Origin of the sequence: Providencia sp. 2024EL-00732 (assembly GCF_044006275.1) — a bacterium.
Taxonomy (GTDB): Bacteria; Pseudomonadota; Gammaproteobacteria; order Enterobacterales; family Enterobacteriaceae; genus Providencia; species Providencia huashanensis.
Map to the genome: position 1 here is coordinate 310,076 of NZ_JBIPDG010000004.1, position 13,694 is coordinate 323,769.

Consider the following 13,694-nt stretch of genomic DNA (forward strand, 5'->3'; position numbering starts at 1 on the left):
AGCCTACTAGCTGATTGCCCGATACCAGATATCCCCGACAAAATGACGTGGGGTGATATCGCTGAATACAACATTGAACTGATATCAGTCATTAAATCGTGCAACTTGGACAAGAAAGCAATACGGGAAATTGAACAACAACGACAGGTGATGAAATAAAAAAAAGCCCACACAGGGTTGGGCTAAAAAATGTTACTTATACAAATGAATATCACTTTAAACATAGTATGTATTTCAGAGTATGCAAAATTATTTCTAAATATTTTCAACTGATAGAGGATTAAATGAACAACGAGCCTCCAATTAGGGGGCTTTTTAATGGCAAAAAAATAGCCCCTGGTGTTGAGGCTTAAAAGTGTAGGAATATATATGAAGCTAATAACTTAGCGATGTAATAACCATACCCCTCTTAATGTTACGTTACGAAAGTAAAGTTAAAAGAAAGTTACATTTATTCAAGTTTTGTAATCAGTAGTACGCATTTCACCCTGTGCCACGCTCGGTACATACACACCAAAGAACCTTTCAGGATAAGCCTTGAGGATAACCAGTAGTGGTTTGGTTAACCCTCTTTGGGCTGGTTACTCCTGAGCGCAAGGTTTATCTCTAAAAGGAACTAACCATGAAACAATTAATTAAAAAGTCTGGCAACCAACCAGTAGTATCAACCAATACTATATCAACAGAATTCGGAAGAAGGCACGATAACGTTCTTCAAAGTATTCGCTCACTGATTGAGAGTGCTCATTTAGGTGCCCTTGATTTCAAGGAGACCTCTTACACTGATAAATCCAATAGAAAAAAGCCTTGTTATGAGCTAACTGAGCGCGGCTTTCTTATCGCAATGCCATTTATTGGCGGAGAAAAAGCAAGGGATGGGCAAGTTAAGCTCGTTGATAGCTTTATTCAGTTCCGTGAAAAAGCAGCGAGAGAGGCTAAAGTTCAAATAGAGCGCAATATTGCTCGAATGGAATATAAGCCAATGGCTGATGCTGTGAAAGAAAGTAAGCTTCAAGAAGGTAAGGAGCCAGTACATTATCACTTCAGTAACGAAGCTGACTTAATTAACCGCATAGTGCTTGGTGTATCATCTGCAAAATTCAGGAAAGATAATGACATTGGCAAAACCGACCCAATTCGCGACTACCTTTCTCATCAGCAAATCCATGCAATAACTGAGTTGCAAAGAGCTAACACGGTGTTTATTTCGATGGGATGGGATTTTGAGCAACGAAAAGAATCGCTAAAAGGCTTGTTCAATAAAAACCATAAACAACCACTGCTAGAAGAAATGCACAGATTGGCTGCGTAAAAATTCGCTTTGCTTGTAAATCAATAGATGACCGATGCACTAAAAGTTGCATCGCCTGAATAGGTCGCTCTGCGGCCTTTTTTATGATGAAATAGTGTTAATTAATTTAACCAATTAGGTGCAAATGATGGATAAACAAGACGATTTAATTAAGCACTTACCTTGGACTGGCGCTGCATTAAAAGTTGCACTGGTAATGACAGTAGAAACAATGAAACTGACACCAGAGGAAGCTTATAGTCAAAATATCACTGTTGTAGTTGGCCCATTCGCTAGACCATACAGAGAGATAATGGCAATAGCCGAAGAGTATGGTGAAAAGGAAATACCTAAGTCGATGCGCGATAAGCCGCTGGATATTAAATAGACAACAAGAATTCACAATGACCCGCCTAGTGCGGGTTTTTTATTACCTAAAGAAAGGCAATTTATGACTACTGAACTAACAGCAAAAGAGAAAATCCGCTTAGGTTTACTTAAGCTAACCAGTAACAACACTACAGCAACAGCACGAGCTATTAAGCTAATTAAAGATGACCAATTGGAATATGAATTATTCTGCCAACTTTGGTCAACTCAAATGGATAATGGGGATACGGTAACGAAAGTTGACTCCGTCTATCAACGAGTGCAGGAAACAAAGAAAACGCTATTCAACGATGAAGTAGCAGAATAACTAATCACAAAGCTCATCATGGTGGGCTTTTTAATTTGTTATGAGGATATGAATATGGTACTGACACTAAAGCAAGAGGCTTTCTGTCAGGCATACATAGAGAACAAAGGTAATGCTTCGGAGGCATACCGAACTGCGTATGCCACTGGAAAGATGAAAGCTGAAACTATTCATGTAAAAGCATCTGAGTTATTGAATGACGGTAAGGTTACGGTAAGGATTTCTGAGCTTCAACAAGAGCACAGGGATAAGCATGATGTAACGGTGGCTAGTTTGTTAGAAGAGCTAGAGGAGGCTAGAAAGGCCGCTTTGTCAGCCGAAACCCCACAATCGTCCGCAGCTGTTGCTGCTACAATGGGTAAGGCTAAGCTCACTGGTTTAGATAAGCAGATAGTTGAACTAACAGGCAAGAATGGCGGCGCTGTTCAGGTTGTTTCAATGTCACCTGACGATATTAAAAGGGTGATGGAAAATGACGATTGCTGATGACCTGATTAGAGCAAAGATGTGTGAGACTGACGGACTATACTTCTCTCGATACTTCTTCAAGCAACGCACTGGCGGTAAGATGATTGTCGCACCTCATCATCATGCAATACAGGATGCGCTTGACAGGGTTATTAGCGGTGAAATTACACGGTTAATAATTAATGTTCCTCCAGGCTATACAAAAACAGAACTCGCAACAATTAACATGATGGGGCGAGGGATGGCGATAAATAACCGCGCTCGTTTCATGCATCTTTCATACTCCCATAACTTGGCATTGCTTAACTCATCAACAACTCGCAGCATGGTTAAGTCACAGGCGTTTCAATCTATGTGGCCAATGACTTTGCGTGATGATGCAGATAGTAAGGCTATGTGGTGGAATGAGTTTGGCGGAGGCGTGTATGCTTCGTCAGCCGCAGGGCAGGTAACAGGCTTTCGAGCTGGTCACATGGAATCAGGGTGGCAGGGCGCATTGGTTATTGATGACCCAGTTAAGCCAGATGATGCATATAGCGAGACCGTCCGTGATGGTGTAAATAATCGCTTTAACGAGACAATCAAATCACGATTAGCTATCGAAACTACTCCGATGATTGTGATTATGCAGCGCATTCATTACCACGATTTAAGCGGCTATCTATTGCGCGGTGGCTCTGGTGAGAGATGGCATCACCTTTACTTGCCCGTAGTCATTGATAATTCACAATCGTATCAAGAGTTATTCCCTGAAAACACTCACGCCATACCTATCGAGCATGGCCTTGATGATGGATGGCTATGGGAATTCAAACATAATGAATCACACCGAACGGCTTTAGAGTCACATCGCAGAACATTTGAAGCACAGTATATGCAACGACCTCGCAGATTCAATGAGGAAGGCGCGCTGTGGAATGAGCAAATGATTAATGCGGCTCGTGAACTGAATATCATAGAGCCATTGGCTAGAACAGTAGTAGCCATTGACCCACAAGCGACAAATTCAGATGAGAGTGACGAAAGCGGAATTGCAGTGGCTAGCGCATATGGCGGTGGTGATAAACGTCAATTCACGGTCGATGGTGATTACAGTGGTAAATACTCTCCGAATGGTTGGGCGATGAAAGCGATATGGGCCTATGAACATCATAAGGCTGACGCGATAGTTATTGAAACTAACCAAGGCGGTGATATGGCTGAAGATACACTGAAGAATGCAGGTTTCAAAGGTCGTATCATTCGCATCCATGCTAGCAAGGGTAAGTTCGCCAGAGCTGAGCCAATATCAGCCTTATACGCACAGGGCAGGGTTGGTCACAAAGGTAATTTATTCACACTGGAAAACCAGATGATGGAATACGTACCGCAAACAGCCAAGAAGTCACCAGACAGAATGGACGCCACAGTTTATGCATTGACTGAGCTGAGTGAGCCAGTATCAATCGGAATGATGATCCCCAAACGGTTACTGAGGTAATACATGACCGACAAATTACAATTAGCCGTCAATCATGCGATGAATGACGCGATATCTCGTGCTCGTATGGCCTTGGTTAATCCGACTATGGGGATTGACGCCAAGCGTGAATCAGCGTGGTGCGAGTACGGATTTAAACAAACTTTGACATTCAGTGATTTATATAACCTGTTTAGACGCGGCGGCATCGCTTACGGCGGGGTAACAAAACTTACTGGAACTTGCTGGAAAACGTCACCTCAAGTCATCGAAGGTGATAAAGCAGATAAATCTAAGGAAGAAACCTCGTGGGAAGGCAAATTTAAAAAGCAAGTAACTAAGCGTATATGGCGAGAATTTAAAGAAGCAGACCAACGTCGATTAGTTGGTAGATATGCAGGGCTGATACTTCACATTAATGATGGAGGAAAATGGCACGAGCAAGTTAAATCGTCAAAGTTACTTAAAAAGGTAACTCCCGCATGGGCCAGTGCTATCAAGCCTACTGAGTGGGTCAAAGATATTAATTCGCCTGACTACGGTCAACCCAAGATGTGGCAATACACCGAGTCACTACCCAATGGTGGCACTAGAAACATCAATATTCACCCTGACAGAGTGTTCATTCTAGGTGACTACTCAATTGATGCTATTGGTTTCCTTGAGCCAGCCTACAACGCATTTGTAAGCCTTGAAAAAGTCGAGGGCGGTTCTGGTGAGTCATTCCTCAAGAATGCCGCTAGACAGTTAAATATTAACTTTGCCGAAAGTATCGACTTTAACAACTTAGCCGCGATGTATGGCGTAAGTGTTAATGAGCTTCAAGAGAAATTCAATGAAGCTACAAGAGAGGTTAACAGGGGTAACGATGTAACGTTGGTTACGCAAGGCGCTACGGCTACACCGTTGGTTAGTCCAGTTGCTGACCCGACCCCAACCTATAACGTTAACTTACAGACTGCGGCAGCTGCTTTAGATATCCCATCGAAAATACTTGTCGGAATGCAAACAGGCGAGAGAGCGAGCACTGAAGACCAGAAGTATTTCAATTCACGCTGCCAATCACGCAGGGAAAGTGAGCTTTCATTCGAAATAGAGGATTTCATTGACCACTTAACACGAATCAAAGTGCTAGACCCTGTACCAGAGAAGACGGTTATTTGGGATGACCTTAACGAGCAATCAGCAACTGAGAAGCTCGATAGCGCAGAGAAGATGAGTCGTATTAATCAGACTTCACTAGCTACTGGTGAGCCAGTATTCACTGTTGAGGAAATCAGGATGGCGGCAGGGCATGAAAACGACAGCGATGACCCGCTAGGTGAATTCGATGAAAATCCAGAAGATACGAACAGCGATAAGGGCAGGAACGAAAGCCGACCCGACAGCGGTTGATAAATTAGAGCGCGGAGCAATGAAGACATTCGCAAGGCGCATTAAAAAAGTATCACAAGGCTACATACAGCTACTCAATAGAATCCCATCCGAACCAGTAGTTAATAAAAAATACCAATTCGACCTAGACCCTAACTATCTTTCAATCATCTTGAGAGACGGTGAGCTCATGGTTGATGAGGTGTTATTGCAGGGTGGTGAATTCAATAACTTCTTTTTCAATGAGTACGTCAGCACAGCATATGAGCGAGGAGCAGCTCAGGAGTATGCAAACTTAGCGCAGCAGTCGACAGCATATGCCGCAACGCAACAAAGCGTAGCAACGATATTACTTAGTGAGCCCTATCAACTTCGGATGGCGTTAGTTCGCGCTCGTGTGTTTGAGGAAATGAAAGGGCTGTCTGCGCAAATCAAAGCAGATATGGCGCGTATTCTTACCGATGGCATAGCGAGAGGGCTAAATCCTCGTGAGGTAGCCAGAAATCTGAATGAGCAGTCAGGTATCGAAATTCGTCGAGCTAATCGTGTGGCCAGAACGGAAATCACAACGGCATTACGCAGGGCAAGAATGGATGAAGCTGATGAGGCCAGTGAAGTTCTCAATCTTGAAACTCGACAGGTCCACATATCCGCACTGAGCCCAACAACACGACCTAATCATGCATCACGTCACGGCAAAATATTTACCACTGACGAGCAGCGTGATTGGTGGGCTGTAGATGGTAACTCAATCAACTGCAAGTGTTCGACAGTGACCATTCTGACCGACAAAGAGGGTAGGCCGTATAACGATACGTTACTCAATAAACTGAAAGAGGAAAAAGAAGCCATGAAAGAACGTGGTTACCAATGGGCGGAGGAATAACGATGCCGATTCAAGTAAATGTCACGACTAAGGTTAATAGCGCATCAATCAGGCGTGAAACCTATAACGGTCGTGAGCACATCATCATCCCAAGCTACACACTGCCAGCAAACGTCATTATGAATGGCGGATTATATCCAAGCACAGAAATCGATGCTCATTACAGGGGGCTGGAAGGCACTCTCGCGCCACTTGGACATCCAACGGTAAATGGTGAGTTTGTATCAGCTTTGTCGGCTGAGGGTATCAACCAAGGGCATATAGGCGCATGGAATCGTAATGTTGCGAAAGTTGGCAATCGAATCTATGTCGAAAAGTGGATTGATGTAAACAAGGCAAAAGAATCTGAAGGTGGCCGCGAAGTTTTGGCAAGAGTGGAAGCGTTAGAAAGCGGCGAAAGCTCAGAGCCAATTCATACTAGTGTGGCTGTTTTCTTGGAGCAACTTGAAGCCAACGAAGAGCAGAAGGCACAAGGTTATAACTGGATTGCGAAAATCCACAGCATGGACCATGACGCAATCTTACTTCATGAATCTGGTGCAGCAACACCGACTCAAGGCGTTGGAATGATGGTCAACGCTGACCAAGCAACCGAAATGCAAATCAACAACGGCGCGCTTACTGGCGAAACTTATCGCGAGAAAGAGCACAAGTTAACGATGGTAGCTCGCAAGCAGTTTGCTACTGGTGACGAATATGTATGGGTGTCTGATTTCACTGATACACACGCAGTCATCATGGTAGACAACGGCACAGCTAAATTACATTCCTACACTAACGAAGATGGCGTTATCACATTTGACATTCAAGGCGAAGAAGTAGAGCGCCAAGAGTCGTGGGTGAAAGTGATAACAAATAAGTTGAACGAAAAAATTAAATCGGTATTTGGCAAACCGCAGGCAAGCCCTGCAATCAACAATAGCACGGAGGGCGACATGCCTTTAACTCAAGAAGAAAAGAAAGACTTAGTAGGCGATATCACACAGGCATTAGCGGCAAATTTTGCTGAGCAATTAAAGCCAATCAATGAAAAGGTTGATGCGCTTCAAGTTAACCATCAGAAGCTAGAAGAATCACTAACCGCTAACCAACGCGCTGAAGAAACAGAAATGCGCAAAGAGGTAGCGGCTAAATATGGCGAAGTGGTTGCAAATTCACTGCAAGGCCAAGCGTTAATCGATATGCACAAGCAACTCGGTGAAGCAGCATCATTAGCTGGCAACTCAGGCGCACAGCAGGAGCAAGTTGGCGCACCAAACCCAGCGGAATACTTTAAAGGAGCTCAATAATGGCTACTAGTCGTTACCGCCGTGTAAATCTTGACGGCAAATCAATCACAGAAACTCGCGCAGCAAAGGCGAATGTGTTGCCCGGTACTTTCGTAGTTATTGATGCAAATGATGAGTTTGCGCAAGCTACAGCATTAACAGGTCGCATATACATCACCAATCCTGCATATCACCAAGGGCTGACAATTCGTGATGCTATTCCAGCTGGTGACTCTGCTGTCGGTGAGTATGTAGAAGAGGGGCGAGAGCTTGCTTTATTGGTTCCTGCTGGTGCTTACAAAAAAGACTCACCGATTAAATTTGGTGCGGATGGTCAAGGTGCTTTGGCAACTGCTGATACCGATTCGGTTATTGGCTACAGCCAAGATGAAGTAACTCTGTCTAGCGCGGATTTCATTCGAGTTCGCTTCCGTGTTGGCACTGTTGCCGCTGCATAATTAAAAGGAAAAACTATGTTTTATACTGCTGAAACTTTAGCAACAAATAGCCGACTGCAACGTCAGTGGGAAGGGCTGTGGGCGACACGTAATATTTACAACACGCAGCATAATCTGATGATTAACCAATATCAGAACGTGATGGACGGTGAAACGTTAGCGGCAAACCAAGTTGGCGGCTTCACTCGTGAATTTTGGGCTGAGATTGACCGTAACATTATCCAACTCCGCGACCAAGAAACGGGCATGGAAATCGTTAATGATTTAATGGGCCTACAAACCGTATTGCCGATTGGTAAAACTGCCAAGTTGTACAATGTGGTTGGTGATATTGCTGACGATGTATCAATCAGTATCGATGGTCAAGCACCATATTCACACGACCATACTGAATACGGTTCAGACGGTGACCCAATTCCAGTGTTTACTGCTGGTTATGGTGTTAACTGGCGTCATGCTGCAGGTTTAAGCACAGTGGGGATCGACTTAGTGTTGGATTCTCAAACCGCGAAGATGCGCCAATTCAACAAGAAGATTGTTAATTACTTCCTGAATGGTGATGACAAAATCAGCGTTGATGGCTACAAAGGTCAGGGTCTGAAGAATCACCGCAACACAGCGAAGATTGACTTAGGCACTTCAGGTGCAGATATCGATTTAACCACAGCAGATTTACCGGCACTGTTAGCGTTCTTCGGTTTCAATGGCGCGTTCGGTCAGACTGCTTACAATAACAAAGTAGATGTTTACGATGTTATGTGGGTGAGCTACGAAGCATGGGGTAACCTGATTAAGCCTACAGTAGTTGCGGTTGGCGCAGGCGCTGGCAATAGTGTGGTAAATGGTCGTGTTATCGATACATTGCTGCCATATGCTGGCGTGAAAGAAATTCGCCCAACTTATGCACTTAAAGGCTCTGAGTTCATTGCTTATCAGCGTCGCAAAGATGTAGTGACTCCATTAGTTGGCATGGCAACAGGTGTTGTTCCTAAGCCTCGTTTTATGCCGCAGGACAACTACAACTTCCAAATAATGAGCGCAGCAGGTCTACAAATTACTCGTGATGGCGAAGGTAAGTCTGGTGTGGTTTACGGTGCGAAGCTAAGCTAAGGAGATAAAAATGGCTAAGTATGAAGTTATTATCCCTTGGTATGGTGTTGAAAAAGGTGAAGTTGTTGATATTGAAAACCTTCACCCAGCACTGAAACCAAATGTGCGGAAGTTGTCAATTGAGGCTGCTGAATTAGTTCCAGCCACACCGAAAGCCAAGCCGAAGAAAGACAAAGAAGAATAGCCGCGAAAGCGGTTTTTTTATGCCCTCGAAAGGGGGCTTTGCTTTGTGAGGTAATCATGATCACAAAAGAGCAAGCCAAAGAATACCTGACGGGGCAGGGAATAGAGTTGCCTGATTTTATTCTCGACGCATTGATTGAGCAGGTCGGTAGTATTCAGGAGTGCCTTGATAATCATTATCCAGCGGCAACCGCACTATTGATTCAGATGTATTTGCTTGCGCTCATGGCACTTGGTCAGGGTGATAAGTATATCAGCTCACAATCAGCCCCCAACGGTGCGTCACGGTCATTTCGGTACCAATCCTTTGGTGATAGATGGAAGGCAGCCACATCGCTTCTGCGTGGCTTAGATAAGTACGGATGCGCTAATGGTCTAATCCCATCTGATCCAACTCAAACTGCACATGCTGGATTATGGATTGCTAAAGGTGGCTGTATGTGCGGAGGTGGTCGATGAGCGCTACAGCTAATTGGTCATATACCAATGTCGCTACTGTTTACCCTGTCATTCGTGGCGGTGGTAAATGGGATGACACAGTCACCTATGGCACTCCATATCTTATCGACTGCACATGGCAATCTAGCAACGAAGTAGTGAAAGACGATATGGGGAAAGAGTTTATTACCAATAACGTTTTTTACACTGAGTTGAAGCGTAACGGTGTGGATGTACAAAGGCCAGAGCGCGGCTTCTACATTGCTAAGGGTGATACCACTTCTCAATCTGACCCGAGAGTCGCAGGAGCTGACATTATCATCACAGTTAAAGAAGATGATATGAGCTTTTTCGGTGAAGAGCCAGATTATGAGATAAGGACGTGATATGGGTGTGAAAGTCAAAGGTATCAAGCGAGTCAGAGGGAATATCAATAGCGAATTAGAGCTTATTGCTACCCAACGAACCGCCAGAGTTATGCAGGAGATATCTATCACTGGCGCGGCCTACGCTGCGGCAATTACCCCTATCGACACATCCAATCTCATCAACAGTCAGTATCGCCAATTGCAGAATATACCCAGCGGTTATGAGGCGAGAGTGGGTTATTCAGCCAACTATGCCGCAGCGGTTAGCCAGATGAAAGGGAAGCTTAAAGGTCAGCCAAGAGAAGATTTTGGCAAAACTCGAAGTGGTGTCTCATTTGGTGGCGGTACTGGTAAGGGGCGATATTGGGACCCTAACGCAGAGCCTGATTTCTTACGCAAAGGTTTTGAAAACGCAGCGCCAGAAATACAGGAAATCATTAAACGGGGCTACAAAATATGAAGTCAAGCGATGTATTCGACGCTATTGCTGATTGGCTTGAATCACATGGCTTCAATGCTGGGTACAAGTTGCAAAAGCGGTTCTGGAACGAAACGGAGAATAGCCAACTTGTTAGATTTATGCTTATTCAGAATATGAGCGATGGCAGGTCAGAAGAAGCGTTTGTTGATGATAGTTACAGGATAGTTCTAATCTCTGCAAGAAACGAAACCAATGTTGACGATATTGATGATTTAGCATCGATGATCCGAAACACAATGATTGATGATTACAAATCAGGCTGCATCACCATGATGCGACCTATAGGCGGTGGCTCAAGCTTTATGAGTGAAAACCGCACCTTTTTCGAAATCAATTTCAACACAATAATCTCACGATAACGGAGTAAATAAACATGGCATGTGAATCAGGTGCATTCACAGGGCGCGACGTCGTTGTATTTTATGCAATTGCGTGTCCTGAGAACAAACCATCACCAATGGACTACGGTCGCCTTGGCATGATGCGCGGAAAGTCGTCTGCTACTGAATGGGAAACGGTAGACGCAACGGGCGATATGTCGCCACAAAATACACAGGAAAGTTTAGTTTCGTATAAAAACGTCACTTTCTCGGGTGATGGTGTATCTCGTAAAGAGTCTTTATACGGTCAGAAAGAGCTTAAGCGCCACGTTAACAACCCTGAAACTACATCAGGTCAACCTTATGTATGGTTCAAGATTGTTAGCCCTACAGATATCACAGAAGGCTGTTTCTTAGTGACTAGCTGGAGTGATGAATATCCGCACGATGATGTAGCGACTTGGTCTATTGAAGCCAATAGCGCAGGTGGTGTCGATATCCGTGATATTCCAGAAGAAATCGTAATCACCAAACAGCCAGTAGACCAGACTTTAACTGTAGGGCAAACGCTAACTTTATCTGTAGAAGCTAAATCTACCGATGGCTCAGCGCTAACTTACCAGTGGAAGAAAGGTAACAGTAATGTGTCTGGCGGTACTGCTGCGACATTCACCAAGCAAGCAACGGTTGCGGGTGATGCAGGGGAATATACTTGCGTCATTACTTCAACTTCTGCGGGTAGCGTTACTTCAAGTCAAGCAACAGTCACCATCTCTTAATCTAAGGGGCGTAAGCCCCTCTATTGAGGTCTCATGCAAGTATTAACGGATGTAGGGCAAATAGCGGTGATTGTCGATGGTAAGCCATATCATTTAATCCCATCATTTTCGGCAATGGCTAGGCTATCTCAAAACTCACCCACACGATTAACTGATATTTTCGTTACTGTACACGGAGGTCGATTCCCTAACCTGAAAAACCCTAAGCTAGCAAAAAATGCAGAGGCTATTTGCTTTGCTAATATGGTCATGGAATGCAAAGAAGTGATTGAAAAGTGCTGTAACGAAAAAGTCAGTGCGTTAATTGGCAATCTTAGCGTCAACCGTAAAGGCTGGTTAAGCTATCGAGAAGGGCGCTTGAAGTTACAGGATATTATCACTCTTGCTCGTCACCTCATGCGACACGGCATCATGGGCGACCAAAAGCCCGATGAAGACGAAGAGCCACAAGGTAAATTCACAAACGAGTTCGACCCGCGCGTTTATGTCTATCTTGCTGTTGCTCATCTAGGCATTAGCGAACAGGAAGCATGGGGAATGACAATGACAGGTTTCCGAGCTGCAATGGAAGCTAAATTTCCCCGCAGCGAGAAAGATAAAATACCATCCAATAAGCGGTATGAAGAAGCTATGGATTGGGCGGATAAAATTATTATGCGTGATAATGCGAGGTAGGGGATGTATTTACAAGTTATTCATGGTGGCGATCCGAAACGAAAGCCGAAAGAGGAAATTATCAAAATCTCTAAGGTTAAATATGTTGAAGACCTAAGTGTCGGATGCAAAGCTGGGGAGACTCTAGGTAGATGCCTTATTGTCAGTGCTATTGATCAGCCAGCATTATACAGTGAAATCATTTTTCAGATGGAAGATGGCGATGTTTACAGAGTGTTAAGTGAAAGTGGCGCTATTCTGAAAGAATACAGGAAATAGCGCATAGCCAATTATTTCTTGTCTGTAGTAATGATCTCAATATTTTTTGCATATTCAATAGCTTTCATCATTGATTCCATATCATCACCTTGCACTACAATTTCAACGCCATCCCGTTTAATTGTTATTTTCTTATGCTTATTTTTTCTGATAAGAGAAATTATAACGTATGCCAGTGAACCCCAAATTGCAGTAGAGTTGATGAGCTCAATAATGACTTCTGGTAAGGTTGATGAATTGACCTGTAACGATGGACCAGATGATTGCTGTGGTTTTGTTAGGCTGCTTTTTATTACGGAGTATCTCATGCCATTATCTAGCAAAGATGTACACAAATCAGCACTAACCGATTCAGGAAAGGATAGCTTAACTGGTGGTGTAGACATAAAAATTTCCTTTTCTTCTTTCTGCCGTAGGGTGTATGGATTTATCACTTGCCTAAATATGGCTTTCCGTTCCTTGGTGTATGGAGAAATGACTGTTCATATTGACAAGGAAACATTGAAAGACATCATTAAAAATAGTTAGTTTACAGACTCATATCGACCAGAGCCCCAACCTTCTTCATTCATTTTGTTTTGAATATTTGTGATTTTCTCTTGCTCGCCTAGTTCTTTGTATATTTTGCAAAGGGTTTCGGCTGCATAATGCGAAGGGTAGTAGAATTTATTATCTGGCGACCGTCGGCCTGTAACTGAAAAGTATTCAGCGCATTCCCCGCGCTTCTTTTCAATCATGGCTTCAAGCACTATATTGGATATGGACATAGCCTGCTCACAAACGCTAATAGCATCTTTAAGGTTGTGCGGATTACGGCGCAAGTTGTATTGGTACTTTACCTCTTCTTGCATCCTAAAATGTAGGTCAATAATCTTGGAATAGCTCAATGTGTAAATGCGCTCTATATCCTTATCAAACTTTTTCATTTGTTATCCTTGTCGTAAAGCTTCACTAGGGAGTCATAAACAACCTTCTTAAACTCTTCTGCTTGGATTGCTGCTTGGTGCTCTGCGTTGCTTTGTGGCTTTGACTCTGATTTTTCCAAAGCCTCTTGCAGTATCATTACCATCTCAGAATTAAGAGACCTACCATTTTTATGGGCTCTAACTGATAGTTTATCCTTCATTCCTTCGGGCATTCTAATTGTATACGGAGCTATATCTCTTATGCGCGACATTACC

21 protein-coding genes and 1 pseudogene are annotated in these 13,694 nt (G+C 43.7%); 18 read left to right on the plus strand and 4 right to left on the minus strand.

Translation table 11 applies throughout. The annotated features are described in order from the left end of the window. Positions 1 to 622: 622 nt before the first annotated feature. The 18 genes from ACHB7C_RS09855 to ACHB7C_RS09940 all read left to right on the plus strand — a co-directional run bounded on the left by ACHB7C_RS09855 (position 623) and on the right by ACHB7C_RS09940 (position 12,513). The gene (locus ACHB7C_RS09855) at positions 623 to 1,312 is read left to right on the plus strand and encodes a Rha family transcriptional regulator (RefSeq protein ID WP_349487077.1); all 690 of its coding nucleotides are present in this window, start codon (positions 623 to 625) and stop codon (positions 1,310 to 1,312) included. A gap of 127 nt (positions 1,313 to 1,439) precedes the next feature. Beyond that, a complete protein-coding gene (locus tag ACHB7C_RS09860) occupies positions 1,440 to 1,679 on the plus strand; it encodes a hypothetical protein (RefSeq protein ID WP_395347155.1) in 240 nt (79 codons plus the stop codon). A 63-nt stretch (positions 1,680 to 1,742) separates the two neighbouring features. Beyond that, positions 1,743 to 1,988 carry a DUF2560 family protein gene (locus ACHB7C_RS09865; RefSeq protein WP_126459730.1) on the plus strand — a complete coding sequence of 82 codons (246 nt, stop codon included), beginning with the start codon at positions 1,743 to 1,745 and terminating at the stop codon, positions 1,986 to 1,988. 54 nt (positions 1,989 to 2,042) lie between these two features. After that, positions 2,043 to 2,474, plus strand: coding sequence for a terminase small subunit (locus tag ACHB7C_RS09870; protein ID WP_395347158.1), 432 nt, complete (start codon positions 2,043 to 2,045; stop codon positions 2,472 to 2,474). Beyond that, positions 2,461 to 3,936 (plus strand): DNA-packaging protein, encoded by a 1,476-nt coding sequence (locus ACHB7C_RS09875; protein WP_395347160.1) that lies wholly within the window; start codon positions 2,461 to 2,463, stop codon positions 3,934 to 3,936. Before ACHB7C_RS09870 ends, ACHB7C_RS09875 begins: the two co-directional genes overlap by 14 nt. A gap of 3 nt (positions 3,937 to 3,939) precedes the next feature. After that, a complete protein-coding gene (locus tag ACHB7C_RS09880; protein ID WP_395347162.1) occupies positions 3,940 to 5,310 on the plus strand; it encodes an anti-CBASS protein Acb1 family protein in 1,371 nt (456 codons plus the stop codon). Next, complete coding sequence (locus ACHB7C_RS09885; protein WP_395347164.1) at positions 5,246 to 6,175, plus strand: phage minor head protein; 930 nt, start codon at positions 5,246 to 5,248, stop codon at positions 6,173 to 6,175. Before ACHB7C_RS09880 ends, ACHB7C_RS09885 begins: the two co-directional genes overlap by 65 nt. Positions 6,176 to 6,177: 2 nt before the next feature. Then, the gene (locus tag ACHB7C_RS09890; protein ID WP_395347166.1) at positions 6,178 to 7,464 is read left to right on the plus strand and encodes a hypothetical protein; all 1,287 of its coding nucleotides are present in this window, start codon (positions 6,178 to 6,180) and stop codon (positions 7,462 to 7,464) included. Then, positions 7,464 to 7,901 (plus strand): hypothetical protein, encoded by a 438-nt coding sequence (locus ACHB7C_RS09895; protein ID WP_210781983.1) that lies wholly within the window; start codon positions 7,464 to 7,466, stop codon positions 7,899 to 7,901. Before ACHB7C_RS09890 ends, ACHB7C_RS09895 begins: the two co-directional genes overlap by 1 nt. 15 nt (positions 7,902 to 7,916) lie before the next feature. Continuing rightward, on the plus strand, positions 7,917 to 9,011 hold the full coding sequence (locus tag ACHB7C_RS09900) for a major capsid protein (protein WP_395347168.1): 1,095 nt from the start codon (positions 7,917 to 7,919) through the stop codon (positions 9,009 to 9,011). Positions 9,012 to 9,021: 10 nt separating this feature from the next. Beyond that, on the plus strand, positions 9,022 to 9,195 hold the full coding sequence (locus ACHB7C_RS09905) for a glycoprotein (protein ID WP_395347171.1): 174 nt from the start codon (positions 9,022 to 9,024) through the stop codon (positions 9,193 to 9,195). A 56-nt stretch (positions 9,196 to 9,251) separates the two neighbouring features. Further along, on the plus strand, positions 9,252 to 9,653 hold the full coding sequence (locus ACHB7C_RS09910) for a hypothetical protein (protein ID WP_336432028.1): 402 nt from the start codon (positions 9,252 to 9,254) through the stop codon (positions 9,651 to 9,653). Then, positions 9,650 to 10,018: a hypothetical protein gene (locus ACHB7C_RS09915; RefSeq protein WP_395347174.1), complete on the plus strand. Its 369-nt coding sequence runs from the start codon at positions 9,650 to 9,652 to the stop codon at positions 10,016 to 10,018. The genes ACHB7C_RS09910 and ACHB7C_RS09915 overlap by 4 nt, the downstream gene beginning before the upstream one ends. A 1-nt stretch (position 10,019) precedes the next feature. Next, positions 10,020 to 10,460, plus strand: coding sequence for a hypothetical protein (locus tag ACHB7C_RS09920; RefSeq protein ID WP_395347177.1), 441 nt, complete (start codon positions 10,020 to 10,022; stop codon positions 10,458 to 10,460). Beyond that, on the plus strand, positions 10,457 to 10,840 hold the full coding sequence (locus tag ACHB7C_RS09925; RefSeq protein ID WP_395347179.1) for a hypothetical protein: 384 nt from the start codon (positions 10,457 to 10,459) through the stop codon (positions 10,838 to 10,840). Before ACHB7C_RS09920 ends, ACHB7C_RS09925 begins: the two co-directional genes overlap by 4 nt. A gap of 14 nt (positions 10,841 to 10,854) precedes the next feature. After that, complete coding sequence (locus tag ACHB7C_RS09930; RefSeq protein ID WP_140171656.1) at positions 10,855 to 11,580, plus strand: phage tail tube protein; 726 nt, start codon at positions 10,855 to 10,857, stop codon at positions 11,578 to 11,580. Positions 11,581 to 11,613: 33 nt separating this feature from the next. Beyond that, positions 11,614 to 12,255: a DUF6246 family protein gene (locus tag ACHB7C_RS09935; protein ID WP_395347183.1), complete on the plus strand. Its 642-nt coding sequence runs from the start codon at positions 11,614 to 11,616 to the stop codon at positions 12,253 to 12,255. A gap of 3 nt (positions 12,256 to 12,258) precedes the next feature. After that, positions 12,259 to 12,513 carry a hypothetical protein gene (locus ACHB7C_RS09940; protein ID WP_369099257.1) on the plus strand — a complete coding sequence of 85 codons (255 nt, stop codon included), beginning with the start codon at positions 12,259 to 12,261 and terminating at the stop codon, positions 12,511 to 12,513. 11 nt (positions 12,514 to 12,524) lie between these two features. On the opposite strand, the gene ACHB7C_RS09945 is transcribed toward ACHB7C_RS09940, so the two are convergent. The 4 genes and pseudogenes from ACHB7C_RS09945 to ACHB7C_RS09960 form a co-directional block, all read right to left on the minus strand. Next, a complete protein-coding gene (locus tag ACHB7C_RS09945) occupies positions 12,525 to 12,899 on the minus strand; it encodes a hypothetical protein (protein ID WP_238563479.1) in 375 nt (124 codons plus the stop codon). Positions 12,900 to 13,037: 138 nt separating this feature from the next. Beyond that, positions 13,038 to 13,439, minus strand: coding sequence for a hypothetical protein (locus ACHB7C_RS09950; RefSeq protein ID WP_369099258.1), 402 nt, complete (start codon positions 13,437 to 13,439; stop codon positions 13,038 to 13,040). Continuing rightward, entirely contained in the window at positions 13,436 to 13,576 is a 141-nt protein-coding gene (locus ACHB7C_RS09955) for a hypothetical protein (protein ID WP_395347220.1), read from the minus strand. The genes ACHB7C_RS09950 and ACHB7C_RS09955 overlap by 4 nt, the downstream gene beginning before the upstream one ends. Before the next feature lie 21 nt (positions 13,577 to 13,597). Further along, positions 13,598 to 13,690: pseudogene (locus ACHB7C_RS09960) on the minus strand (Arc family DNA-binding protein); the annotation flags it as partial. Positions 13,691 to 13,694: the final 4 nt, after the last annotated feature.